The 23,360-nt window shown below is 74.0% G+C and carries 28 protein-coding genes and 1 pseudogene; 12 read left to right on the forward strand and 17 right to left on the reverse strand.

Annotated elements, in window-relative coordinates; translation table 11 throughout:
* Window positions 1-3: 3 nt before the first annotated feature.
* Window positions 4-885, reverse strand: a complete 882-nt coding sequence (locus PHY01_RS21005; protein ID WP_141281036.1) for an alpha/beta fold hydrolase — start codon at window positions 883-885, stop codon at window positions 4-6.
* The gene (locus tag PHY01_RS21010; RefSeq protein ID WP_141281038.1) at window positions 885-1,787 is read right to left on the reverse strand and encodes an AurF N-oxygenase family protein; all 903 of its coding nucleotides are present in this window, start codon (window positions 1,785-1,787) and stop codon (window positions 885-887) included. Before PHY01_RS21010 ends, PHY01_RS21005 begins: the two co-directional genes overlap by 1 nt.
* Before the next feature lie 60 nt (window positions 1,788-1,847).
* Here PHY01_RS21010 and PHY01_RS21015 point away from each other — a divergent pair, with 60 nt between their 5' ends.
* The 3 genes and pseudogenes from PHY01_RS21015 to PHY01_RS21025 all read left to right on the forward strand — a co-directional run bounded on the left by PHY01_RS21015 (window position 1,848) and on the right by PHY01_RS21025 (window position 3,843).
* On the forward strand, window positions 1,848-2,525 hold the full coding sequence (locus tag PHY01_RS21015) for a TetR/AcrR family transcriptional regulator (protein ID WP_246086041.1): 678 nt from the start codon (window positions 1,848-1,850) through the stop codon (window positions 2,523-2,525).
* Window positions 2,522-2,845, forward strand: a complete 324-nt coding sequence (locus PHY01_RS21020) for a DUF4873 domain-containing protein (RefSeq protein ID WP_141281040.1) — start codon at window positions 2,522-2,524, stop codon at window positions 2,843-2,845. Before PHY01_RS21015 ends, PHY01_RS21020 begins: the two co-directional genes overlap by 4 nt.
* 46 nt (window positions 2,846-2,891) lie before the next feature.
* Window positions 2,892-3,843 (forward strand): annotated as a pseudogene (locus PHY01_RS21025) (IS5 family transposase).
* Window positions 3,844-3,936: 93 nt separating this feature from the next.
* Here the strand turns inward: PHY01_RS21025 and PHY01_RS21030 are convergent.
* Together PHY01_RS21030 and PHY01_RS21035 are read right to left on the reverse strand one after the other, a co-directional pair.
* Window positions 3,937-4,164 carry a DUF3107 domain-containing protein gene (locus PHY01_RS21030; RefSeq protein ID WP_141281042.1) on the reverse strand — a complete coding sequence of 76 codons (228 nt, stop codon included), beginning with the start codon at window positions 4,162-4,164 and terminating at the stop codon, window positions 3,937-3,939.
* A 93-nt stretch (window positions 4,165-4,257) separates the two neighbouring features.
* Window positions 4,258-4,935 carry a ferritin-like fold-containing protein gene (locus tag PHY01_RS21035; protein ID WP_370467408.1) on the reverse strand — a complete coding sequence of 226 codons (678 nt, stop codon included), beginning with the start codon at window positions 4,933-4,935 and terminating at the stop codon, window positions 4,258-4,260.
* 346 nt (window positions 4,936-5,281) lie between these two features.
* Here PHY01_RS21035 and PHY01_RS21040 point away from each other — a divergent pair, with 346 nt between their 5' ends.
* Genes PHY01_RS21040 through PHY01_RS21050 form a run of 3 tightly spaced genes read left to right on the forward strand, consistent with a single transcriptional unit; the run spans window position 5,282 to window position 9,165 of the window.
* Complete coding sequence (locus tag PHY01_RS21040; RefSeq protein WP_373865365.1) at window positions 5,282-7,033, forward strand: DEAD/DEAH box helicase; 1,752 nt, start codon at window positions 5,282-5,284, stop codon at window positions 7,031-7,033.
* A 32-nt stretch (window positions 7,034-7,065) separates the two neighbouring features.
* Window positions 7,066-8,334 carry an Rv3212 family protein gene (locus PHY01_RS21045; RefSeq protein WP_141281046.1) on the forward strand — a complete coding sequence of 423 codons (1,269 nt, stop codon included), beginning with the start codon at window positions 7,066-7,068 and terminating at the stop codon, window positions 8,332-8,334.
* A 9-nt stretch (window positions 8,335-8,343) separates the two neighbouring features.
* Entirely contained in the window at window positions 8,344-9,165 is an 822-nt protein-coding gene (locus tag PHY01_RS21050) for an oxygenase MpaB family protein (RefSeq protein ID WP_141281048.1), read from the forward strand.
* Here PHY01_RS21050 and PHY01_RS21055 read toward each other — a convergent pair.
* Genes PHY01_RS21055 through PHY01_RS26665 form a run of 5 tightly spaced genes read right to left on the reverse strand, consistent with a single transcriptional unit; the run spans window position 9,128 to window position 11,887 of the window.
* The gene (locus PHY01_RS21055) at window positions 9,128-9,397 is read right to left on the reverse strand and encodes a hypothetical protein (RefSeq protein ID WP_141281050.1); all 270 of its coding nucleotides are present in this window, start codon (window positions 9,395-9,397) and stop codon (window positions 9,128-9,130) included. The genes PHY01_RS21050 and PHY01_RS21055 overlap by 38 nt on opposite strands.
* A complete protein-coding gene (locus tag PHY01_RS21060) occupies window positions 9,394-10,236 on the reverse strand; it encodes a RecB family exonuclease (protein WP_141281052.1) in 843 nt (280 codons plus the stop codon). The genes PHY01_RS21055 and PHY01_RS21060 overlap by 4 nt, the downstream gene beginning before the upstream one ends.
* A 30-nt stretch (window positions 10,237-10,266) precedes the next feature.
* Complete coding sequence (locus tag PHY01_RS21065; protein ID WP_141281054.1) at window positions 10,267-11,142, reverse strand: PHP domain-containing protein; 876 nt, start codon at window positions 11,140-11,142, stop codon at window positions 10,267-10,269.
* 13 nt (window positions 11,143-11,155) lie between these two features.
* Window positions 11,156-11,725, reverse strand: coding sequence for a PH domain-containing protein (locus PHY01_RS21070; RefSeq protein WP_141281056.1), 570 nt, complete (start codon window positions 11,723-11,725; stop codon window positions 11,156-11,158).
* Between the two features lie 3 nt (window positions 11,726-11,728).
* Complete coding sequence (locus PHY01_RS26665) at window positions 11,729-11,887, reverse strand: hypothetical protein (RefSeq protein ID WP_170183908.1); 159 nt, start codon at window positions 11,885-11,887, stop codon at window positions 11,729-11,731.
* 122 nt (window positions 11,888-12,009) lie between these two features.
* Here PHY01_RS26665 and PHY01_RS21075 point away from each other — a divergent pair, with 122 nt between their 5' ends.
* Window positions 12,010-12,387: an NUDIX hydrolase gene (locus PHY01_RS21075; RefSeq protein WP_141281058.1), complete on the forward strand. Its 378-nt coding sequence runs from the start codon at window positions 12,010-12,012 to the stop codon at window positions 12,385-12,387.
* A 21-nt stretch (window positions 12,388-12,408) separates the two neighbouring features.
* Here PHY01_RS21075 and PHY01_RS21080 read toward each other — a convergent pair whose 3' ends face one another.
* Window positions 12,409-12,912 carry a MaoC family dehydratase gene (locus PHY01_RS21080; protein WP_141281147.1) on the reverse strand — a complete coding sequence of 168 codons (504 nt, stop codon included), beginning with the start codon at window positions 12,910-12,912 and terminating at the stop codon, window positions 12,409-12,411.
* 250 nt (window positions 12,913-13,162) lie between these two features.
* Between PHY01_RS21080 and corA the strand changes: the two genes are divergently transcribed.
* A complete protein-coding gene (corA, locus tag PHY01_RS21085; RefSeq protein WP_370467406.1) occupies window positions 13,163-14,230 on the forward strand; it encodes a magnesium/cobalt transporter CorA in 1,068 nt (355 codons plus the stop codon).
* A 51-nt stretch (window positions 14,231-14,281) separates the two neighbouring features.
* A complete protein-coding gene (locus PHY01_RS21090) occupies window positions 14,282-15,277 on the forward strand; it encodes a Rieske (2Fe-2S) protein (RefSeq protein WP_141281062.1) in 996 nt (331 codons plus the stop codon).
* A 6-nt stretch (window positions 15,278-15,283) separates the two neighbouring features.
* Here the strand turns inward: PHY01_RS21090 and PHY01_RS21095 are convergent, their stop codons facing one another.
* The 3 genes from PHY01_RS21095 to PHY01_RS21105 all read right to left on the reverse strand — a co-directional run bounded on the left by PHY01_RS21095 (window position 15,284) and on the right by PHY01_RS21105 (window position 18,016).
* Window positions 15,284-16,075, reverse strand: coding sequence for a class I SAM-dependent methyltransferase (locus tag PHY01_RS21095; RefSeq protein ID WP_246086043.1), 792 nt, complete (start codon window positions 16,073-16,075; stop codon window positions 15,284-15,286).
* A gap of 56 nt (window positions 16,076-16,131) precedes the next feature.
* On the reverse strand, window positions 16,132-16,656 hold the full coding sequence (locus tag PHY01_RS21100; protein ID WP_141281063.1) for a YflT domain-containing protein: 525 nt from the start codon (window positions 16,654-16,656) through the stop codon (window positions 16,132-16,134).
* A 166-nt stretch (window positions 16,657-16,822) separates the two neighbouring features.
* On the reverse strand, window positions 16,823-18,016 hold the full coding sequence (locus tag PHY01_RS21105; RefSeq protein ID WP_141281065.1) for an acyl-CoA dehydrogenase family protein: 1,194 nt from the start codon (window positions 18,014-18,016) through the stop codon (window positions 16,823-16,825).
* Window positions 18,017-18,154: 138 nt separating this feature from the next.
* On the opposite strand from PHY01_RS21105, the gene PHY01_RS21110 reads away from it, so the two are divergent.
* Window positions 18,155-18,562 (forward strand): methyltransferase domain-containing protein, encoded by a 408-nt coding sequence (locus PHY01_RS21110; protein WP_141281067.1) that lies wholly within the window; start codon window positions 18,155-18,157, stop codon window positions 18,560-18,562.
* A 57-nt stretch (window positions 18,563-18,619) separates the two neighbouring features.
* On the opposite strand, the gene PHY01_RS21115 is transcribed toward PHY01_RS21110, so the two are convergent.
* The 3 genes from PHY01_RS21115 to PHY01_RS21125 form a co-directional block, all read right to left on the reverse strand.
* Entirely contained in the window at window positions 18,620-19,579 is a 960-nt protein-coding gene (locus PHY01_RS21115; protein WP_141281069.1) for an HpcH/HpaI aldolase/citrate lyase family protein, read from the reverse strand.
* 157 nt (window positions 19,580-19,736) lie between these two features.
* Window positions 19,737-20,606 (reverse strand): PhzF family phenazine biosynthesis protein, encoded by an 870-nt coding sequence (locus PHY01_RS21120; protein ID WP_141281071.1) that lies wholly within the window; start codon window positions 20,604-20,606, stop codon window positions 19,737-19,739.
* The gene (locus tag PHY01_RS21125) at window positions 20,603-21,091 is read right to left on the reverse strand and encodes a dual specificity protein phosphatase family protein (RefSeq protein ID WP_141281073.1); all 489 of its coding nucleotides are present in this window, start codon (window positions 21,089-21,091) and stop codon (window positions 20,603-20,605) included. The genes PHY01_RS21120 and PHY01_RS21125 overlap by 4 nt, the downstream gene beginning before the upstream one ends.
* Window positions 21,092-21,128: 37 nt before the next feature.
* Between PHY01_RS21125 and PHY01_RS21130 the strand changes: the two genes are divergently transcribed.
* Window positions 21,129-22,406 carry a magnesium transporter MgtE N-terminal domain-containing protein gene (locus PHY01_RS21130; protein WP_141281075.1) on the forward strand — a complete coding sequence of 426 codons (1,278 nt, stop codon included), beginning with the start codon at window positions 21,129-21,131 and terminating at the stop codon, window positions 22,404-22,406.
* Window positions 22,399-22,866 (forward strand): DUF1003 domain-containing protein, encoded by a 468-nt coding sequence (locus tag PHY01_RS21135; RefSeq protein WP_141281077.1) that lies wholly within the window; start codon window positions 22,399-22,401, stop codon window positions 22,864-22,866. Before PHY01_RS21130 ends, PHY01_RS21135 begins: the two co-directional genes overlap by 8 nt.
* Here the strand turns inward: PHY01_RS21135 and PHY01_RS21140 are convergent.
* A complete protein-coding gene (locus PHY01_RS21140) occupies window positions 22,844-23,323 on the reverse strand; it encodes a MarR family winged helix-turn-helix transcriptional regulator (protein WP_246086044.1) in 480 nt (159 codons plus the stop codon). The genes PHY01_RS21135 and PHY01_RS21140 overlap by 23 nt on opposite strands.
* Between the last annotated feature and the right edge of the window lie 37 nt (window positions 23,324-23,360).

Consider the following 23,360-nt stretch of genomic DNA (forward strand, 5'->3'; position numbering starts at 1 on the left):
GCCTCAGGCGGCCGGGGACCGGACCGCCCGGGCCCCGCGGACCAGCGCCCCGAGCCGCCCGGACACCCCGGCCACCCGCTCCAGCGGCAGCATGTGCCCGGCCTCCGGGAAGATCGTGAGCGAGGCCGAGGGCAGCGCGGCCCGGATCCGGCGCGACGCCGCGACCGGGGTGAGCCGGTCGCGCGACCCGGCGAGCACGACCGTCGGGATCCCGGCGAACGCGGCCAGCGCGGTCTCGCGCTCGTGCGCGGCGAGGGTGGGCCGGAAGCCCGACAGCGTCAGCGGCCGGCACGCGGCCAGCGACCGCACGGTGGTCCGCACGGCGTGCCGGTCGGCGTCCGGCCCGAGCAGCAGCCACCTCGCGGCCGGGGCGATCGCCCGTGGGCTGCCCAGCCGCGACCCCGCGGCCCAGCGCCGCGAGGCGAACAGCCGGTCCTCCACCGCCCTGACGACCGGGACCGTCTGCCGGGGCAGCCCGAACGAGGTGTCCGCCAGCCCGCCGGCCGCCGTCGCGACCAGCGCGACCCCGGCCGCCCGCGCCACGACGTCGGGGTGCCGGTCGGCCAGCGCCATGAGCGTCATGCCGCCCATCGAGTGCCCGGCGAGCACCAGCGGGCCGGTCGGCGCGGTCCGCGCGATCAGCAGCGCGAGATCGTCGGCGAGCTGGTCGAGGGTGAGCGAGGCCGGGTCGGCGACGCCGGAGCGGCCGTGACCGCGGTGGTCGTAGCGGACGACCCGCGCGCCCGGCCCGGACAGTGCGGCCGACACCGGCGCCCAGGTGGACGAGTCGAGCGTCCAGCCGTGGGCGAGCACGACGGTGACCGGGGCGGTGTCGGGTCCGTCCACCTCGACGTGCAGGGGGACCCCGTCGGTGGTGGTGAGCATCAGATCAGGTGCGCCTTCCGCCAGAGGATCTCGGTGGGCCCGCCGACGAGCTTCTGCTCGCGCAGGAACGGCACCAGCTTGCGGGCCGACCACCGGAGCATCTCGTGATGATGCGGGTTGGCCTGCGCCGCGCGGAACCCCACGGCGGGGTCGATGCCGACCGAGGCGTAGACGTCGCGGTGGATCAGGTTCTTCGCCACGACGTAGGCGATCCGGGCGGTGAGGTAGTTGGCCAGCGCGCGCTCGGCCGCGTTGGTCCTGGGCATCAGCCGGACCAGCTCCTCGCGGGCGTAGCGGACGTGCCGGGCCTCCTCCGTCACGTGGATCTTGTTGACCATGCGGGTGAGCGGCTGCACGGTCTCGTCGCGCATCGCCTCGCGCTGCATCTGGTCGAGGATCTCCTCGACGAACAGCGTGCCCGCGAACATCGCCGGCCCGCTCGCGACGGCCTTGAACAGGCGGCCGAGCTCGTGGGTGAGGCGGCGCGGGCGGTAGTCGGGCACCTCGCAGTGCGCGTTCATCTTGGCGAACATGATCGAGTGTCGGCACTCGTCGGCGATCTCGACGAGCGCGTACTGGATGTGGTTGCTGCGCGGGTCGCGGTCGTAGGAGTACCGCAGCAGCATCTGCATGAGGATCATCTCGAACCACAGCCCGATGCGCGCCACGCTGCACAGCTCGTGGATCGACAGCGTGCGCCGCTGCTCCTCGGAGAGCGTGTCCCACAGCTCGGTGCCGTAGAGCGACACCCGGTGCTCGGGCACGCCCCACAGCCCGTCGACGAGCGGGGCGTCCCAGTCGATGTCGATGCTGGGCTCGTAGGAGTGGTCGAGCGACGACTTGAGCAGCCGCGTGGCGGTGGCCTCGCGGTCACCCACCCGACTCGCGAATCCTGCGGTCATCCGGCATTCCTCCCGACACTGTTACCGGCGGTAACTGTTACCTCTGGTACCGTGCCTCCAGTGGAGCCTCCTGTCAAGCCGACCGATCGCCAGGCCCGCCGCGCGCAGCGCCGCGCCGAGATGGTGCAGGCCGCGATGGACGCCGTGCGCCGGCACGGGCCGGGCGTCTCCGTCGCCGACATCGCCGCCGAGGCCGGCATCACGAAACCCGTGCTCTACCGGCACTTCGACGACCGCGCCGACCTGCACCGCGCCGTCGGCCACGAGGCCGCCGCGCTGCTGATGGCCCGCATCGCGCCGGAGCTGATGAAGAACCGCGAGCCCAAGGAGCACATCCGCGGGGTCATCGACGGCTTCCTGTCCGGCGTCGAGGACGAGCCGCAGCTGTGGCGCTTCGTCGTGCACAACCCGGGCGAGCACACGCCGGGCGCGGAGGTCGTCGACGACGTCCGGCAGACCATCGCGAGCCTGCTCTCGTCGCTGATCGGCGTGCGGCTGCGGGAGGCCGACCTCGACCCGGGCGGCGCGGAGGCCTGGGCGATCGGGCTCGTCGGCATGGTGCAGAGCGCGGGCGACTGGTGGCTGGAGCGCCAGACGATGAGCCGCGAGGCCGTCACCGACTACCTGACCACGTTGATCTGGGGCGGCGTCGCCGGCGTGCTGGGCGACGGCACCGCCGCCGAGCCGCACCCGCCGCTGCGCCTGCTGCCCCCCACCGGAACGGGAGAACCCACATGAGCGACGAGCACGAGGACGGCTACCGGGGCCCCGCCACCCTCACCGTCGACGGGCGCGACGTGCCGGTCACGGTCGTCCTCGACGCCCGCCACGAGCCGCACGACGGCCGGCTGCACTGGTTCGGGCGGCTCACCCTGGAGCCCGGCGTCGAGCCCGCGCTGGTCGGCGCCCTCACGGCCGCGTCGAGCCGCCTGGAGCTGAGCACCGGGGGCGGCCGCGCCGACGCCCGCATCGGCGACCGGGACCCGTGGGGCCGCTTCCGCGTCACCGGGGTGGGCCGGCTCCCGTACGCCGTCGAGGAACCCTCGCTCGACGACTAGAGCGTGTCCCGTGGATCAGTGGTGCGGGATGCGATAGACCGTGGTCGTGCTTGATCGTCACGATCTGACCGACGAGGAATGGGCGCGGCTGGAGCCGCTGTTACCCAGTCGTGCACCTCGTCGTGGGGGCCGCTGGGCTGATCACCGCCAGGTGGTCAACGGGGTGTTCTGGCGGACCCGTTGCGGGTCGCCGTGGCGGGATCTGCCCGTCGAGTATGGGCACTGGAAGACCGTCTACAACCGGCATCGCCGCTGGTCGGGTGATGGGACCTGGGCCGGCGTGCTGGCCGAGCTGCGTCGCGGCGCGGACGGTGAGCAGGGCGCGGGCTGGGTGGTGGCGGTGGACGCCGGGGTGGTGCGTGGCCATCAACACGCCGCCGGCGCCCGGCACGCCCCGCCCGCCGACATCGACGTGGAGGTCGCCACCCCGCTCGATGTCGACACAGGGGGCGATGTCGAATGACAAGAATCCGGGCCGGCCGCGGGCCACGCGGCCCAGCCGGGAGTCGCTGGGGCGCTCCCGGGGCGGGCTGACCTGCAAGATCCACCTCGCGGCTGATTCCCGCTGTCGGCCGATCTCCCGGGTGACCACTGCGGGGCACCGGCACGATTCGCTGGCCTTCGCCGCGGTGATGGCCGGGATCCGGATCGGCCGCCGCGGACCGGGCCGGCCGCGGACCCGGCCCGGGCAGGTACTGGGCGACAAGGCCTATTCCAGCCGGGCGATCCGTTCCCACCTGCGACGACGCGGGATCCGGGCGGTCATCCCGGAGCCAGCCGACCAGGCCGGTCACCGGGCCAAGCGGGGCAGCCGGGGCGGGCGACCACCCGGGTTCGATGCCGAGGCCTACAAGCAGCGCAACATAGTCGAGCGGGCGATCAACAAGCTCAAGAGCTTCCGCGCGGTCGCGACCCGCTACGACAAACGCGACTTCGTGTACCGCGGAACCGTCGACATCGCCTCGATCAGGATCTGGCTACGCGACCCCGTCCCATGATCCACGGGACACGCTCTAGCCCCGGAATGGCAGGAAGGCCACCTTCACGCAGCGAGATGGCGTGAAGGTGGCCTTCCTGCAGTTCGAGAGGGCTCAGCCGATGGCGAAGCCGACCCGGCGGCCCTCCTCGGGCGCGATCTCCACGTAGGCGATGTGCGCCGCCCGGACCACGTACTTGCGGCCCTTCTCGTCGACCAGCCGCAGCAGGCCGTCGCCGCCGGCGAGCGCCTCGTCGACGAGCTTCGAGACCTCGTCCGGGGTCTGGTCGCTGGACACCACGAGCTCGCGCTGGCTCTCCGCGATGCCGATCTTGACCTCCACCGGGGACCTCCTGGTCGTCGTGTGAGTGGCTGTGCGGCCCAGGCTAGTCGAGCCGGGGCGTCCGGGCGTGGACGGGCGTGCGCCGTGAGCGAACTAGGAGAGCCCGAGCTTGGTCATCCGCTTGCCGTGGTTGATCTGCAGCCGCCGCAGCAGGGCGCCGATCCCGGCGAGGTCGCCCGAGCCGGTGACGATGAACTCGGCCAGCTCGTCGCGCTCGGCCACGATGTGCTGGGCCTGGGTGACGGCCTCGCCGAGCAGCCGCCGACCCCACAGGGCCAGGCGGTCGTGCAGCTGACGGTCCGCCGCGCACGCCGCCCTGACCTCGCGTTCGGCGAACGCGCTGTGCCCGGTGTCGGCGAGTACCAGGCGCACCAGCTCACCGGTCGGACCCGACACCCAGGCCGCGACCTCGCGGTAGAAGTCGGCGGCCAGCCCGTCGCCGAGGTAGGCCTTGACCAGCGACTCCAGCCAGCTCCGCGGCGCGGTGGACGCGTGGTAGGCGTCCCACATGTCGATGAACGGCGCCATCGCGTCCTCGATCGGCACCCCGATGCCGCGCAGGTGCTCCTCCAGCATCCGGAAGTGCTCGATCTCGGCCGCCGCCATCGACGAGAGCGCGGCCCGCCCGCTCAGCGTCGGGGCGTGCCGGGCGTCCTCGGCGAGGCGGTCGAACGCCGAGAGCTCCCCGTAGGCGAGCACCCCCAGCAGGTCGATCGTGGCCCGTCCGGCGGCGGTGTCGCCGTCGACCGCCGTCACGCCGGCACCCCTGATGTGCACATGGCCGGAAGCCTAGAGGGCGGACCGCCCCCGCGGAGCGGCACACATCACCCCGCCGTGGACGCGCCGGGCGGGCGGCCGGGCAGACGCGCGGGGCCCACGGCGGGTAGGATGCGACCCAGCGCAGCACCCGTACGGGTGCGCGCCTACCCGCGGCCCGCATCCGAGGACGGTCTGGCCGCAACGACCTGGTGCGTGCAGCGCCTCGTCGGCTCTCCCGCACGGCGAGGTCCCGGATCGGGCGCCCGCGCCGCGCGGTCGACGAGCCGGCCCCGGCTCCTGTGCGCGGAGAGAGGCGATCACACTGTCCGTCGACACCGATAACTCCACCCCCGCGATCATCCCCGACCCCGAGGACGCAGCGCAGGCGAAGCCGCTCACCGGCGACGCCCCCGTCCGGCCCGAGTCCCCCACCTTCGCCTCGCTGGGCGTACGCCCCGAGATCGTCCAGGCACTGGCCGAGGCGGGCATCGTGCACACCTTCGCCATCCAGGAGCTGACGCTCCCGCTGGCGCTGGCCGGCGAGGACGTCATCGGCCAGGCCCGCACCGGCATGGGCAAGACCCTGGGCTTCGGCGTGCCGCTGCTGCAGCGCGTCACCCCGCCCGCCGAGCAGCCCGCCGCCACGCTGGAGGGCGAGGCCGCCGACCGCACGAAGGACGTCCCGCAGGCGCTGGTCGTCGTCCCCACCCGTGAGCTGTGCGTGCAGGTGGCCGCCGACCTGGCCGACGCCGGCAAGCACCTCGGCATCCGCGTCACCGCGATCTACGGCGGGCGCGCCTACGAGCCCCAGCTGGCCGCGCTGCGCAAGGGCGTCGACGTCGTGGTCGGCACCCCCGGCCGCCTGCTCGACCTCGCCGAGCAGCGCCACCTGGTGCTCGGGCGGGTCAAGGCGCTCGTCCTCGACGAGGCCGACGAGATGCTCGACCTGGGCTTCCTGCCCGACGTCGAGAAGATCCTGCGGATGCTGCCCGACGAGCGCCACACGATGCTCTTCTCGGCCACCATGCCCGGCCCGATCATCGCGCTGGCCAGGGCGTTCCTCACCCGGCCCACACACATCCGCGCCGAGGAGCCCGACTCGGGCTCCACGCACGAGAACACCACGCAGCACGTCTACCGCGCCCACGCGATGGACAAGGTCGAGCTGCTCACCCGCGTGCTGCAGGCCGAGGGGCGCGGGCTCACGATGATCTTCGCGCGCACCAAGCGCACCGTGCAGCGCGTGGCCGACGACCTCGCCGACCGCGGGTTCGCCGCCGCCGCCGTGCACGGCGACCTGGGCCAGGGCGCCCGCGAGCAGGCGCTGCGCGCGTTCCGCTCGGGCAAGGTCGACGTGCTGGTCGCCACCGACGTCGCCGCCCGCGGCATCGACGTCTCCGACGTCACGCACGTCATCAACTACCAGTGCCCCGAGGACTCCAAGACCTACGTCCACCGGATCGGCCGCACCGGCCGCGCCGGGAAGACCGGGGTCGCGGTCACGCTCGTCGACTGGGACGAGCTGCACAAGTGGAAGACGATCAGCGACGACCTGGGCCTCGACATGCCCGAGGCGCCGGAGACCTACTCCACCTCGCCGCACCTGTTCACCGACCTGTCCATCCCCACCACCGCCAAGGGGCGGCTGCCGCACTCGCAGCGCACCCGGGCCGGGCTCGACGCCGAGTACGTCGACACCGAGGGCGACCAGGGCGGCGGCCGCCGACGCGACCGCGACCGCGGCCGGCGCACCGAGGACGTCGTGCTGCCCGAGCGCCGGCCGCGCCGGTCGCGCTCGCGCACGCGCAGCCGGGCGGGCGTCTCGCTCGACGGCGGTGACACGCCCGCCGTGGCCGCCACCGCCGGGGCCGCTCCCGCCGGGGACACCACCGCGGCGGCCGACCCGGTCGCCGAGCCGAACGGGCCCGGGTCGAACGGATCCGGGCCCAACGGATCAGGGCCGAACGGATCAGGGCCGCGCACCGAGGGCGAGGACGGGCGTCCGCGCCGTCGCCGCCGGCGGGGCGGCCGGGGCCGCAGCGCGGGCGGCACGCGTCCCGACGACGGCCCGTCCTCGGACGGTGCCTCCGAGGACGCCGCCGCGAGCTGATCCCGGCGTCCGGCCGGAGAGGACGACGCCCGATGTTCCGCGCGCCACCACCCGAACGCCGCCGCCGCCGCGACCTCGTCGCGGCGGCGGTCGTCGTCGTGGTGCTCGCCGCGCTGGTGCTCGCCCTGGCCGCCACCAGCGACATCGCCGGCACCACCTCCCGCACCGCCGACGAGCCGATCGCGGCCCCGCCCCCGGCGTCCGGGGCCCCGGCCGCGTTCTCGACGGCCTGGGAGGCGGCCGGCCCCGGTGCGCCGGCACCGGTGGTCGCGGGGCCCGCCGTCGTCACCGCCGAGGGGTCGACGGTCCTCGGCCGCGATCCGCGCACCGGCGAGGAGCGCTGGAGCTACACCCGCGACCTGCCGCTGTGCACCGTCGGAGCCGGGTTCCCCGGCATCGAGCAGGGCCGGGTGCTGGCCGTCTACGCCAACGACGACCTCGTCGAGGACCCCGGCGCGGGCGACGGCGCCTACTGCTCCGAGCTGACGATGCTCAGCGGCGACACCGGCGAACGGGTCGGCGCCCGCAACCCCGACTCCCGGCCCGGCACCCGGCTCCTCGCCGACGACACCTACGTGCTCGCCACCGGCACCGACCGCCTGGAGGTGTGGCGCTCCGACCTGGTCCGCACGCTGGAGTACGGCACCGTCCCGGCACAGGAGCAGGTGGGGCGCCAGCCCCGCCCCGACTGCACGCACGGGTCCGCGGCACTGGGCGGGCGCCGGGTCGCGGTGCTCGAACGCTGCCCCGGCGAGGCCACCGACCGGCTCACCGTCCTGGCCGCGGACGGCGAGGACGGCGCCGAGCAGCCGGAGGAGCGCTTCTCCGTGCTGCTGCCCGGCACCGGGGCCGTGGTGGTCGCGGTGTCGACCGCGCAGGTCGCGGTGGCCCTGCCCGACCCCGCGCGCCTGGTCGTGCTCGACGACGCGGGGGTGCAGGTGTCGGTGAGCGAGGTGGCGGGCACGGTCGCCGACCCGCCGGGGGGTGTCGCCGCCACGTCGGCGGACGACACCCACCGCTTCTGGTTCACCGGCTCGTCGGTGGTCGCCCTCGACGCCACCCAGCTCGCCCTGCTCTGGACGCTGCCCGACGCGCTGGGCCCGCCCGTCCGCTACGGCGTCGACCTGCTCGTCCCGGTGCGCGAGGGCCTGCGGGTCGTCGACGCCGAGCGCGGCACGCCCGGGCGGCTGCTGCCGGTGTCCCGCCCGGACCCGGACGCCCCGGTCACCCTCGCCGTCGCCGGGGACGTGCTGCTCGAGCAGCGCGGCGGCCGGGTGGCCGCACTCGTCCCCGCTGCCTAGCCTCGGTACGTGAGCACCACGGCCGACACCGGCTACTTCCCGCCCGGCAGCGCCACCCGCCGGGTCATCGGCGACCCGGCCGCCCTGATCGGCGGCTTCAGCGCCCTGTTCCTGCAGGCCCTGCACCCGCGCGCGATGGCGGGTATCGACCAGCACTCGTCGTTCCCCGACGACTTCTGGCCCCGCCTGCAGCGCACCGCCGAGTACGTCACGACGCTGGCCTTCGCCGACACCGCCACGGCCGACCGCGCCGCCGCGCGGGTGCGCGGCATCCACCGCCACGTCCACGGCACCGACCCGGTCACCGGGCTGCCCTACTCCGCCGCCGACCCCGACCTGTTGCGCTGGGTCCACGTCACCGAGGTGAGCTCGTTCTCCGCGGCCGTGCGCCGCCTCGGCCTGATCGACGCCGCCGAGGAGGACCGCTTCCTGGCCGAGCAGGTGCGGGCGGGTGCGCTGCTCGGCGCCGTCGACCTGCCGGCGAGCCGCGCCGAGGTCGACGCCTACTTCGCCGCCGTCCGGCCCGAGCTGGTGGCGACCCCCGTCGCCCGCCGCGCGGCCCGGCGGCTCGCGCTGGCCCCCATCCCGCGCCGGATCCCGCTGCCGGTGCCGGTGGGCCCCCTCGGCGAGATGGCCGCGTCGCTGGCTCTGGCCCGGCCCGCCTGGACCGCGGTCGCGACCGTCGCGATCGGGCTGCTGCCGCCGTGGGCGAAGCGGCTCTACCGCATCCCGCGCGTCCCGGAGATCGCCACCACCGCGGGACTGGCCACGCTGCGCGCGGCGTTCCTGGGCGTCACGCGAGCCACAGGCCGGCCAGGACCGCCGCGCTGATCAGCAGCACGACGGCGGCGGCACCGGCGCCGCGGCCGTCGGACGCCCGGTCGGCCCGTACCTGGGCCACGACGGCGGCGACCGCGGCCACCGCGTGCCAGGCCAGGAACGCGCCGTCGGGCCCGGGGGCGCCGGTGCGGGTCGCCATCACCCAGGCGACGCCGAGGGCGACCGCGAGCACGACGAGCCCGCCCGCGAACACCCCGGACACCCGGCGCAGCACCCCGCTCACGGCGCCAGCCCGTCCCACGGAGCGGGCTCCGGCACCGCCGCACGCCCCTCGGGACAGTGCCGGCGCACCCCGCAGGTGCCGCAGGACGGCGAGATCCGGGGCGGGAACAGCGCCTCCGGGTCGCCGCCCGCGGCCAGGGCGTCGGTGGCGCCGGCCAGCTCCGCCGCGGTCGCCTCGGCCCGCCCCAGCGCCGCCCGCAGCGTCCGCTCGTCGTGGTCGAAGGCGTGCACCTCGCCGGTCGGCAGGTGGTGCAGCTCGACGCGCGTGCACGCGCGGTGCAGCGTGCGCGCGGTGGCGACGGCGTAGAGCGCGAGCGCCTCGGAGTCGCGGGCGTCGTCGGCGGACAGACCGCGGCGCCCGGTCTTGTAGTCGACGACCACCGCCTCACGGCCGCGCGCGTCGATCCGGTCGACCCGGCCCTCGGCGACGATCCGCTCGGTGGACACCGACACCCACTGCTCGACGCCCAGCGGCTCGGCCCCGCCCAGGTCCCCGCCCGCCCCGTCGGTGACGTAGGCGGCCACCCAGCCCCTGGCCCGCTCGCGGTGCACCTGCTCCTGCGCGGCGTCGCGGAAGCCCTCGCCGTTCCAGTTGCGGTCGACGAACGCCGCGGCGGCGTCCGGGGTGCGGCGGGCGGGCGGCAGGCCGTAGAACGCGCGCAGCGCCAGGTGCACCACCGCGCCCAGCGTGCTGCTCGCGCGCCCCCCGCCGCGGGAGGCCCGGTCGAGATAGCCCAGCCGGTAGCGGCGGGGGCAGTCGCGCCAGGTGCCGAGCCGGGCGGGGGTGACCCGCACCAGCCGGGGCGCGACGAAGTCGAAGCCGAGCTGCCCGGAGCTCATGCGCACACTGCCACCGCGCCACGGTAGCGGTCAGCCGGTGACCACCCCGACGCCGCCCACGGCCCGCTCGACCAGCGCGTCGAGGGCGTCGGCGCCGGTGGTCTCGGCCGCGATCGGGGTGGTCTTGTTGGTGCCGTGGTAGTCGCTGGAGCCCGTCGCGACCAGGCCGTGCTCCGCCGCCAGGTCGCGCAGCAGCGCGCGGTCCTCCGGCGCGTGGTCGGGGTGGTCGACCTCGACCCCGCCCAGCCCGGCCGCCGCCAGCTCGACCAGCACCGAGGGCTCGATCACCCGTCCCCGCCTGCGGGCCAGCGGGTGCGCGAACACCGCGACCCCCCCGGCGGCCCGCACCATCTCCACAGCCGTGCGCACGTCGGTGTCGCGCTTGGGGACGTAGAACGGGCTACCGGTGTAGAGCAGCTTCGCGAACGCCTCGTTCACGCTCTCGACGACACCCGCGGCCACCAGCGCCCGCGCGAGGTGCGGCCGTCCGGCGCTGGCGCCCTCGGGGAGGTAGGCGAAGACCGTCTCGACGTCGACGGGATACCCCGCGTCGGCCATCTTCCCGACCATCCCGACGAGCCGGTGGTGGCGCTCCTCGCGCAGCCGCGCCTGCTCGGAGACGATCGCGGAGTGCGTGGGGTCGAACAGGTAACCCAGCAGGTGCACCGACACGTCGGGGTCGTCGCGCCCGGTCGGGCTCACGCACGAGAACTCCGCGCCGCGGACCAGCCGCATGCCGCGCGGGAGCGCGGCGACCGCCTCGTCCCAGCCCGCGGTGGTGTCGTGGTCGGTGATCGCCAGCACGTCGACGCCCGCCGCGGCGGCGGTGGCCACCAGCTGCGCGGGGGTGTCGGTGCCGTCGGAGGTGGTGGTATGCGCGTGCAGGTCGATCCGGGGTGAGGCCACGCCGCACGCTACGTCAGCGGCGCCAGCGCGGCCGGGCCAGCATGCCCGTGGCGCGCGTCTTGCCCTTCTCCCCGAACACCAGCTCGGACAGCGCCTCGTAGATCTCCTCCGGGCGCGGCATGTAGTCGATCCGGTTGAGCGCCTGGATCTGCCCGGCCGACTCGACGATCATCGTGCCGTAGCCGAACATCCGGCCGCCCAGCGTGCGCTGGAACGTCAGGTCGGTGACCTTGCTCAGCGGCATCATCTTCACGTTGTGGACGATGATCCCCTCGGCCAGCATCACCCGCTTGTCGGTGATCACGATGCGCTCGATCCACCACAGGATCGTCAGCACGGTGAACCGCAGGACCGCGACCAGACCGAGGTAGAAGGTGATGTTGTCGGCGAGCACCGCACCGAAGGTCGGCTCGCCCGAGGCGGGGGTGTTCGGCTCGATCCACAGCTGGATGATGACCAGCAGCAGCAGGAACAGGGCCGTCTCGGTGAGATGCTTGATCATCACCGCCCAGTGCTGGCGCACACGGATGACCCGCCGCTCCGTCGGGAGCAGGTACTCGTCGATCTCCCGGGGGGCGAGCACGGCCTACACGAGCTCGGTGAAGAACGTGACGATCGAGTTCGCGGCGTCGGAGAGGATGCCACCGATGTTCTGGACCGACTGCGCAGCGCTGCCCGGCTGGGTGACCACGAAGAAGATCAGCAACGCGATCGCGAGCAGTCCGACGATCTTCCTGACGTTCACCCGTACCACCGTTCCGAGCCGGAGTTGGACCGCTTCCGCACTGATTTGTACAGCACCCGCGCGACCCAGGGTATCCGGCACGCGGGCCAGTACGGTGCACATCTGTGACCGAACGTAACGATATGACTCCCTGTGTCGGGGGTCTCGTCTACGACGTCCACGGCCGCCTGCTGCTGGTCCGACGGGCCAACGAGCCGGGCCGCGGGCGGTGGTCCGTGCCTGGTGGGAGGGTCGAGGCCGGGGAGGACGACGCGGCCGCGGTGGTGCGCGAGATGCGCGAGGAGACCGGTCTGCACGTGACCCCCGGTCGCCTGATCGGGCGAGTGGTGCGGGGGCCGTACGGCATCGCGGACTACGCCTGCACGGTCGTCGGCGGCGCCCTGCGGGCCGGCGACGACGCACTCGACGCCCGCTGGTGCTCGGCCGCCGACCTCGCCGCGCTGCCGCTCGTCGACGGGCTCGTGGAGACCCTCGACGCCTGGGGCGCGCTCCCCCGCTGAGGGTGCGCGCCCCGGGCGGCGTCAGACCTGCGGCTCGGGGCGCCCGGCCTGCTCGCCGCCGCGCGCGTCGCCGTAGGACCTCTTGGGGATCATCACCTTGCGCCGGAACGTGCACACGACGGTGCCGTCCTGCTTGTAGCCGCGCGTCTCGACGTAGACGACGCCGCGGTCGTCCTTGGACTTCGACGGCGTCTTGTCCAGTACCTCGGTCTCGCCGTAGATGGTGTCGCCGTGGAAGGTCGGCTTCGTGTGCTTGAGCGACTCCACCTCCAGGTTGGCGATGGCCTTGCCCGACACGTCCGGCACCGACATCCCCAGCAGCAGCGAGTAGATGTAGTTGCCCACCACCACGTTCTTGCCGAACTCGGTGGTCTCCTGCGCGAAGTGCGCGTCGAGGTGCAGCGGGTGGTGGTTCATCGTGATCAGACAGAAGAGGTGGTCGTCGTACTCGGTGACCGTCTTCCCGGGCCAGTGCTTGTACACCGCACCGACCTCGAACTCCTCGTAGTACCGCCCGAACTGCAACGTCAACGCCTCCTGAGCCGATGTAGGTCTCCGAGGAGTAATCTAGTCAACGGCCTCGCGCACAGCGGGGCGATGGTCGACACAGGGATTGAGAGGTGAGCGCGGTGCCGACGGCACCCGGTTGTAGTAGTCGCCGCGCCCCCGACCGAGTCCGCCGCTAGCGGGTTCCTGCAGGTCCGGGGCGTGAACTCGTGCGTTCCGAACCTCCTGGAGGTACCCCGTGCCGCCGCTGTCCTCGATCCGCCCTGCCATCCGGGCGGCCTCGCGCATCACCACCCGCATCTCCGAGCCGCTGCTGCCCAAGCTGCGCGTGCCCGTCTCCGCCTACGTCGTCGACTGCGCCGTGTACGTCGACGGCGAGCGCCTGCCCGGCCGCTGGACCCACGACGGCGCCCTCGCCGAGGTCCGCAGGCGCGAGGAGGGCTTCGTCTGGATCGGGCTCCACGAGCCCGACGAGGAGCAGATCACCAGCATCGCCGACGTGTTCGGGCTGCACGAGCTCGCCGTCGAGGACGCCGTGCACGCCCACCAGCGCCCCAAGCTGGAGCGCTACGAGGACATGCTGTTCATGGTGCTCAAGACCGTCTGCTACATCGGCAACGGCCAGCCCACCGCCGAGCACGAGATCGTCGAGACCGGCGAGGTCATGGTGTTCGTCGGACCCGACTTCGCGATCACCGTCCGGCACGGCAAGCACTCCTCGCTGCGCGACGTCCGCAGCCGGCTGGAGGCCGACCCGGAGCAGCTCGCGCAGGGCCCGGCCGCGGTCCTGCACGCGATCGCCGACCGCGTCGTCGACACCTACCTCGAGGTCACCGAGGCCATCGAGGACGACATCGACGAGCTGGAGGCGCAGGTCTTCACCCCCCGCTCCACGATGGACGCCGAGCAGATCTACGTCATGAAGCGCGAGGTGCTGGAGCTGCGCCGCGCCGTGGTGCCGCTGGCCACGCCGCTGCGCAAGCTCACCGAGGGCTACAGCGCCCTGGTCCCGCACGACGTGCGCTCCTACTTCCGCGACGTCGACGACCACCTCGTCACCGTGGTGGAGCGGGTGGCGGGCTTCAACGAACTGCTCACCACGCTCGTCGACGCGTCGCTGGCGAAGATCACGATGCAGCAGAACAACGACATGCGGAAGATCACCTCGTACGCCGCGCTGATCACCGTGCCCACGATGATCGCGGGCATCTACGGCATGAACTTCGAGTACATGCCCGAGCTCTCGCACCCGTTGGGCTATCCGGCCGTGCTGCTGTCCATCGCGCTGATCTGCGGTTTCCTGTTCCGACAGTTCCGGCGCAACCACTGGCTGTGACCTGTACCGGTCGCCGCGCCCCGTCCGGGGCGCGGTCCTAATCTGGGGTGCGTGAACGAGCACCGTTCCGACCGCCCCGTCAACCCCCTGCGGCTGTTCCCCCGCCCGGCCTGGGCCGAACAGGCACCCACGTGGGCCGACGCGAAACCCGGCGTCATCCGCGCCGCGCTGGCCCGCGCGCAGGCCCGGCCCTCCGGGGGCTGGTTCGTGGTGGCCGGCAGCCGGGAGATCCGCCGGGGCACCACGTTCGGGCGCGTCGTCGGGGGCCGCGAGGTCGTCCTGTGGCGCGACGACGACGGCACCCTGCACGCCGGTCCCGGCGCCTGCCCGCACCTGGGAGCGGCGCTGTGCGACACCCCCGTCCACGGCGGGCGGGTCGTCTGCCGCTGGCACGGGCTCGCGCTCGGCCCCGAGGGCCGGCCCGGCTGGCGCCCCTTCCCCGCCCACGACGACGGCGTGCTGGCCTGGGTGCGCCTGGAGGCGGCGGGCGAGGCCGTCACCGAGGCGCCGGTGCTGGGCCCGCGTCCCGACCCCGCACGCAGCCTGCCCACCGTCGCCACCGTGATCGGCCGGTGCGAACCGGAGGACGTGCTGGCCAACCGGCTCGACCCGTGGCACGGCGCCTGGTTCCACCCGTACTCGTTCGCGAACCTGCGGGTGCTCTCGGCCCCACGGCTCGACTCCCCGCCCGCCGAGGACCGCTTCCTCGTCGAAGTCACCTTCACCCTGGCCCGCAGGCTCGGCGTGCCGGTCCGGGCCGAGTTCACCTGCCCCGACCCGCGCACGATCACGATGGAGATCGTCGACGGGGAGGGCGCGGGCTCGGTCGTGGAGACCCACGCGACGCCGCTGCGGCCCGGCCCCGACGGGCGCCCGCGCACCGCGGTGATCGAGGCCGTCGTCGCCCACTCCGACCGGCCCGGCTTCGTGCACTCGCGCAAGGTCGCCGCGGCCGTGCGCCCGCTGGTGGCGACGGTGGCGAAGCGGCTGTGGCGCGACGACCTGGACTACGCCGAGCGCCGCTACGAGCTGCGCTCCCGCCGCTGATCCACCTCACTTCGTGAGGTCGAGGCCCTCCGGCGGCGTCGGCGCCTCGGGGTCGGTGCCGGGCGGCACGCCGGGGCTGCGGCCCAGGAAGGTGTGCACGATGTGCTGCTGCCAGCCCGGCATCGTCTGCACGCGGACGTCCTCGAAGCCCACGGCCGTCATGCGCCCGGTGAAGGCCTCGACCCCGTCGAAGTCCAGGACGCTGCGCCACAGGTAGCGGTAGAGGTCGGCGGAGCCCGTGCGCAGCCTGCCCATCGGGATGATCACGCCCCAGCAGACCGCCGTCCACACCGCCCGGCTGCGGGCGGAGTCGCGCACCGAGTACTCGTGGACCGCCAGGGGCGCGCCCGGCTTGAGCAGGCCGCGGAAGCGGCGCAGCGCGGCGTTGCGGTCGGTGAGGTTGCGCAGCAGGTAGGCGGCGAGGATGCCGTCGTAGGGCCCGGCGAACTTCGCCGGGTCGAGCTCCTCGGCGTTGCCGTGCACGAACCGCACCGACGACGGCCAGCTCTTGCGGGTGGCCTGCGCGAGCATCTCCGCGGAGGCGTCGACGGCCGTGATCTGCGCATGGGGGGCCGCGTCGAGCAGCGCCGCCGTCGACGCGCCGGTGCCGCACCCGAGGTCGAGCAGCCGCAGCCCGGCGCCGCCGCCGGGCAGCCCCATCCGCTTCGCCGAGAGCCGCAGGTGCTCGTGGTACCCCGGGTTCGCGCCGACGAGCTTGTCGTAGGTGCGCGCGTGCGAGTCGAAGGACCGCGAGACGTTGCCGGCGTCGATCCGGCCGGGCTGCTGCTTGGGGCTCACCCCTGCGATCCTGCCGCACCGGTGCGACCCCGGCCCACCGGTGCGGCCGGGCGCGTTCAGCTCTGCTGCGCGGGGCCCATCGCGAGCTTGGCGAGCAGCTCGCGCGCCTTCTCGGCGTTGCGGGGCTGGCACAGGACGTCGTAGCGGCCCGCGACCATCTGGCTCGCGGAGGTGAAGTCGCGCCGGCCGCGGGAGGCGCCGTACCCGACGGCCGCGAACACCAGGCCGAACACCACACCGCTGGCCAGACCGACCAGGATCGGGCCGAAGCCGCCGCCCTCCGTGCCGCTGAACAGGCTCAGCAGCAGGCCGACGAACAGGCCGAACCACGCCCCCGACGCCGCGCCCGACATCAGGACGCGGCCCCAGGTGAGCCGCCCGATGACCCGCTCGACCAGCATCAGGTCGACCCCGACGATGGTGACGTCGCGGACCGGGAAGTCGGAGTCGGCGAGATGGTCGACCGCGCGCTGCGCCTCCTCGTAGGTGGCGTACGAGCCGACCGGCCAGCCGGTGGGCGGGGTCGGCAGGTTGGGCAGGCCGGGCGCGGTGCGCGCGGGCCCGCCGAAGGGGGAACTCACGGGGGCCTCCTCTGGGTGGACGGGCAGGTGTCCACGACCGGTCAACGCGCGGACCTGCACGGTGGTGCCGGACGCGCCCATCATCACACCACCGGGAACGTCGTCGACACCCCCCGCGGCCGCGCCGGTGGGTGACGTGTCCGGACCGGTCCGCGGCGCCCGCCGCTCAGCGCAGCTTGTACTCCTTCAGCAGGCCCCGGCTGATGATCGTCTTCTGGATCTCGGAGGTGCCCTCGCCGATGAGCAGGAACGGCGCCTCGCGCATGAGGCGCTCGATCTCGTACTCCTTGGAGTAGCCGTAGCCGCCGTGGATGCGGAACGACTCCTGGGTGACCTCGGCGCAGTACTCGCTCGCGATCAGCTTCGCCATGCCCGACTCGACGTCGAAGCGCTCGCCGGAGTCCTTGAGGCGCGCAGCGTTGACCATCATCAGGTGCGCGGCCTCGACCTTGGTGGCCATCTCCGCGAGCTTGAACGCGATCGCCTGGTGCTGCGCGATCGGCTTGCCGAAGGTGGAGCGCTGCTGGGCGTACTCGACGGCGAGCTCGAACGCGCGGATCGAGATGCCGCAGGCGCGGGCCGCGACGTTGACCCGGCCGACCTCGACACCGTCCATCATCTGGGCGAAGCCGCCGCCCCGCTTGCCGCCCAGGATCCGGTCGGCGGGCACGCGGTGGCCCTTGAACACCATCTCGGTGGTGTCGACGCCCTTGTAGCCCATCTTGTCGATCTTGCCGGGGACGATCAGCCCGGGCGCCACCTCGCCGTAGCCGACGGGCTTCTCCACCAGGAAGCAGGTGAGGTTCTGGTACGGCTTCTCCGCGCCCTCGTCGGTCTTCACCAGCACCGCGGTGAGCGTGGACGTGCCGCCGTTGGTCAGCCACATCTTGGCGCCGTCGATGACGAAGTCGTCACCGTCCTGCACGGCCTTCGTCTTGATCGCCGCGACGTCGGAGCCGAGGTCGGGCTCGGACATCGAGAAGGAGCCGCGGGTCTCCCCCAGGGCCATCTGCGGCAGGTACTTCTGCTTCTGCTCGTCGGTGCCGTGGTGGGTGATCATGTGCGCCACGATGAAGTGGGTGTTGATCACGCCGGAGACGCTCATCCAGCCGCGGGCGATCTGCTCGACGACCAGCGCGTAGGTCAGCAGCGACTCGCCGAGCCCGCCGAACTCCTCGGGGATGGTGAGCCCGAACAGTCCCATCTCCTTCATCCCGTCGACGATGTCCTGCGGGTAGGTGTCGGCGTGCTCCAGGGCCGTGGCGTGCGGGATGATCTCCTTGTCCACGAAGGTCTTGACGGTGGACAGGATCTCCTGCTGGATCTCGGTGAGACCTGCGGTCTGGGCGAGCCTGGCCATGGGTCATTCCTCCGGACGGACGATCGGTCGCCGGGTCGTCCCGGCGCTGGGTACTGGTTGGGAAGTATCCCGTGCGATCCGCGCGGGCCGCGCGGCCATCCCGTGTGAACCTGCCCACGACCCACCTACCCTGGCCCGGTGACCGCGCTCTCGCCCCGGCTGGCCGCCGTCGTCGAGGCCCTGCCGCTCACCCCGTCGTCCCGTGTGCTGGAGGTCGGCTGCGGCCCGGGCGCGGCGGCCCGGGCCGTCGCCGCCCGGCTCGTCGACGGGCGGGTGGTGGCGATCGACCGCTCGGCCACCGCGGTCGCCGCCGCCCGCCGCGCGGGCGCGGACCTGATCGCGGCCGGGCGGCTCGACGTGCGGCAGGTGGCGATCGAGGACTTCGTCCGGGAGCCGGACGAGCCCCCGTTCGACCTGGTGTTCGCGGTGCGGGTGGGGGCACTGGACGGCCGTCACCCGGGGGCCGCGGCCTGGGCCCGGATCACCGCCGCCCTCGCCCCCGACGGCCGGGTGTTCCTCGACGGGCGGCCGGTCCGACACGGGTGAGATCGACGTCATCGGGGTCCCCGGCGTCGGGAACCCCGATGGTGTCGATCTCGCGCGTCAGCTCTCCGGCGGGGTCCACCGGTCGGTGCGCTCCATGCCCGCGGCCCGGCCCTTGCCCGAGATCACCAGGGCCATCTTGCGGCTGGCCTCGTCGATCATCTCGTCGCCGATCATCGCCGCGCCGCGCTTGCCGCCCGCCTCGGAGGTGAAGTACTCGTAGGCGTCGAGGATGTTCTCGGCGTGGTCGTAGTCGCTCTGCAGCGGGCTGTAGGTCTCGTTGGCCGCGTCGATCTGGCCGGGGTGCAGCACCCACTTGCCGTCGAAGCCGAGCGCGGCGGAGCGACCGGCCACCCTGCGGTACCCGTCGACGTCCTTGATCTGCAGGTACGGACCGTCGATGGCCTGCTTGTCGTAGGCCCGCGCCGCCATGAGGATGCTCATGAGGATGTGGTGGTAGGCGTCGCCCACGTCGTAGCCGGGGGGCTGCTCGCCCACCACGAGCGACTTCATGTTGATCGAGGCCATGAAGTCGGCCGGGCCGAAGATGATGGTCTCGACGCGCGGCGAGGCCGCCGCGATGGCGTTGACGTTGGTCAGCCCCAGCGCGTTCTCGATCTGCGCCTCGATGCCGATCTTCCCGATCTCGTAGCCCATCGACTTCTCGATCTGGGTGAGCAGCAGGTCGAGCGCGACGACCTGCTCGGCCGTCTGGACCTTCGGCAGCATGATCGCGTCGAGGTTCGCGCCCGCGCCCTCGACGACCTCGGTGACGTCGCGGTAGGTCCACTCGGTGGTCCAGTCGTTCACGCGGACGACGCGGATCTTCTCGCCCCAGCCGCCCTCGTTGAGCGCGGAGACGATGGTCTTGCGGGCGCCGGGCTTGGCCAGCGGCGCGCACGCGTCCTCGAGGTCGAGGAACACCTGGTCGGCCGGCAGCGTCCGCGCCTTGTCGATGAACTTCTGGCTCGACCCCGGTACCGCCAGGCAGGAGCGGCGGGGGCGGATCTTGTCGGTCATCGGTGAGGGCTCCTCGTCGGCGTCGGCGGGTGGAAGGCGATGCTGGCACGGAGTGCCGCTGCCCGGCGCCCCGGGGTGACCGGCTTCTCACCCGGCGGTGGCACCGGCGGCGACGGTCCGGACGGGCACCCGCTGCCCGGCCCCCCGCTGCGCCCGGTCAGCGGTCGGGCAGGGCCACCAGCTCGCCGCGGGCCACGGGCGTCACCGTGCCCCAGACCGAGGTGCGCACCGCCGCCCCGGCGTCGGCGTGCACCAGCACCCCGAGCTGCGACGGGCGGCCCAGCTCCGCGCCCTGCGCCACGATGAAGCCGGTCTGGCCCTCTGGCGACAGCACGCCCCGGTCGACCAGGAGGACCGCCAGCGCCACGGCCGCCGAGCCGGTGGCCGGGTCCTCCGCGACGCCGACGTCCGGGGCGAACATCCGCATGTGCGCGGCACCGGCCGGGGCGTCGTAGGCCACGACGACGAGCCCGACCAGCCCGTCGGTGTGCGCCCGGACGGCCGCGGGGTCGGGCACCGCGCGGGCCACCGCGTCCGGGTGCACGGCGAGGAAGGCGTAGGGCACCCCGGCACCGGCCACCCCGGCCGGCACGGCCGCGTCGACGTCGGACCCGGTGAGCCCGACCGCCGCGGCGAGCGCGGCCCCGTCGAGCGCCGGGCCGATCTCCGGTGCCCCGCCGGTGACCTGCGCGCCGTAGTCGTCGACCCGCACCGGCAGCAGGCCCGCGCCGCACTCCTGCACGACGTCGCCGGTGGAGATCAGGCCGTCGCGGGCCAGCACCCACGCGGCGCCGACGCTCGGGTGCCCGGCGAAGGGCAGCTCCCGGCCCGGGGTGAAGATCCGCACCCGGTAGTCGGCGTCGCCGGTGGGCGGCAGCGGGAACACCGTCTCCGACAGGTGGAACTCCGCCGCGATCGCCTGCATCTGCGCGGTGCTCAGCCCGTGGCCGCCGTGCACCACGGCCAGCGGGTTGCCGGCGTAGGGGCGGTCGGTGAACACGTCGACGACGTCGTAGCGCAGGCTCATGCCCCCTGTCTACCGGCCTCCCACGCCAGCAGGTCGGCCACCTGGTGCGGCAGCGGGCGTGCGTCGGGGCGGGCGCGCCGGACGGCGGCGAGCGCGGCGGCGGCCCCCAGCCCGTCGCGGGCGACGAGCGCGGCCGCGGCCACCGTGGCCGAGCGCTGCCAGCCGGCCCGGCAGTGCACGTAGACGGCCTGCCCGGCGTCCAGGGCCGCCCCGACGGTGGCGGCGCCGCGCTCGAGCAGCTCGGGGGTGAGCCCGCCGTAGTCCTGCGAGGCCATGCGGTGCTCGACGACGCCGGCGCCCGCGTAGGCCGCCGTCACCGCCGCGCGGGCCCCCGGCCGGTACTCCTCGTCACGGCACAGGTTGACCACCGTCGCGACCCCGGCGGCGCGCAGCGCGGCGACGTCGGCCGCGTCCTGCGGGTAGGCGCCGGTGAAGAGCCCGGGAGCCACCGCACCCCACCCGTACTCGTGGAACCAGCTCGACATGATCGCCGACGGTAGCGACACGCCCTAGGCTGCGGGTATGGGGTCGGACCGGGTCTTCGTCGCACGGCTGGCGGGGCTGTCGGTGTTCGGGCCCGACGGCGAGCGGATCGGGCGGGTGCGCGACGTCGTCGTCACCGTGCGGGTCGACGCGAGCCCCCCGCGGGTGCTGGGGCTCGTGGTGGAGATGGTCACCCGGCGGCGCATCTTCGTGCCGATGCTGCGCGTGACGTCGATCGACCCGGGATCGGTCACCCTGGCGACGGGGTCGGTCAGCCTGCGCGGGTTCGGCCAGCGCCCCAACGAGACGCTCGTGCTGGGCCAGCTGCTCGACGCCCCCGTCACGATCGTCGACGGCGGGGCGCCCGCGCTGGTCGTCGACGCGGCGATCGAGCCGACCCGCTCCCGCGACTGGGTGATCAGCCGGCTGGCGGTGCGCGCCCGGCGGCACCGCCTCGGCCGCCGCGGCCAGGTGCAGGAGCTGCCGTGGGGCGCGGTCACCGGCCTGTCGCTCACCGACCGCCAGGGCACCGCGGGCCTGCTCACGGTGTTCGAGACGATGCGCGCCGCCGACGTCGCCGCCGCGCTGTCGGAGCTGCCGGACAAGCGCCGCCGCGAGGTCGTCGACGCCCTCGACGACGAGCGGCTCGCCGACGTCGTCGAGGAGCTGTCCGACGCCGACCAGCGCAGGCTGCTCGCCGAGCTCGACGACGAACGGGCCGCCGACGTGCTGGAGGCGATGAGTCCCGACGACGCGGCCGACCTGCTGGGCGACCTGCCGCAGGCGGAGTCCGACGCGCTGCTGGCCCTGATGGAGCCGGGCGAGTCGGGGCCGGTGCGGCGGCTGATGTCGTACTCGGGCGACACCGCGGGCGGGCTGATGACACCGGAGCCGGTGATCCTGCGGCCCGACGCCACCGTCGCGGAGGCGCTGGCCCGGGTCCGCAACCCCGACCTGCCCGTGGCGCTGGCCAGCATGGTGTTCGTCTGCCGGCCGCCCACCGAGACCCCGACCGGGCGCTACCTGGGCTGCGCCCACGTGCAGCGGCTGCTGCGCGAGGCGCCCTACGAGCTGGTGGCGGGCGTGCTCGACAAGGAGCTCGCGCGGCTGTCCCCGGACGCCACGCTCGGCGGCATCGCGCGGTACTTCGCGGCCTACAACCTGGTGGCCGGCCCCGTCGTCGACGACCAGGACCACCTGCTCGGCGCCGTCACCGTCGACGACGTGCTCGACCACCTGCTCCCCCACGACTGGCGCGACCGGTTCACCGAGGAGGCCCCGACGGAGGCCGCCCCCACGGAGCCTGCCGATGCCTGACGCCCCGCGCCGCAGGCTCGACCGCCCGGGACGGCGCCCCTTCGAGCTCGACCCCGACGGCTTCGCCAAGCTCTCCGAGCGCATCGCCCGGTTCCTGGGCACGGGGCGGTTCCTGGCGATCCAGACCGTCATCGTGATCGTCTGGATCGCGCTCAACCTCACGGCGGTGTCGCTGCGCTGGGACCCCTACCCGTTCATCCTGCTCAACCTGGCCTTCTCCACCCAGGCCGCCTACGCCGCGCCGCTGATCCTGCTGGCGCAGAACCGCCAGGACGACCGCGACCGCGTCGCCCTCGACGAGGACCGCACCCGCGCCGAGCGCACCAAGGCCGACACCGAGTACCTGGCCCGCGAGCTGGCCGCGCTGCGGATCGCGGTCGGCGAGACCGTCACCCGCGACTACCTGCGCGGCGAGCTCGACCGCCTCGCCGACCGGATCAGCCGGAGAGCCGGCGGCTGATCCGCTCCAGCGCGCACAGGTCGTCGGCGTCGAGGCGGGCGACGAAGTGCCGCAGCACCCCCGCGAGGTGGGTGCGCGAGGCGGTCCGCAGCCGGCCGAAGCCCTGGTCGGTCAGCTCCGCGGCCACGCCCCGGCCGTCGCCCTCGACCCGGGTGCGCGCCACCAGCCCGCTCTGCTCCATCCGGTCGACCAGGCGGGTCACGCCCGAGCGCGAGAGCAGCACGGCCTCGGCGAGCTCGGTCATCCGCAACCGGCGCCCCGGCGCCTCGGCGAGCTGCACCAGCACGTCGTAGGCGGCCAGCGACAGGTCCTGCTCCGCGAGGAGCTCGGACTCCAGCCGCCGCGTGATCGTCGCGTGCGCCCGCAGGAAGGCCCGCCAGGCCGTGAGCTGCTCGACCGACGGGGTGACGCGCGCGGCCGCGTCCGGCGCGCTGTCGGTGACGTCACGGGAGGGCACGTCGGCTGATGCTACGGACCGGCGGGCGGGATCCGGA

Origin of the sequence: Pseudonocardia hydrocarbonoxydans (assembly GCF_006539565.1) — a bacterium.
GTDB classification, from domain to species: domain Bacteria; phylum Actinomycetota; class Actinomycetes; order Mycobacteriales; family Pseudonocardiaceae; genus Pseudonocardia; species Pseudonocardia hydrocarbonoxydans.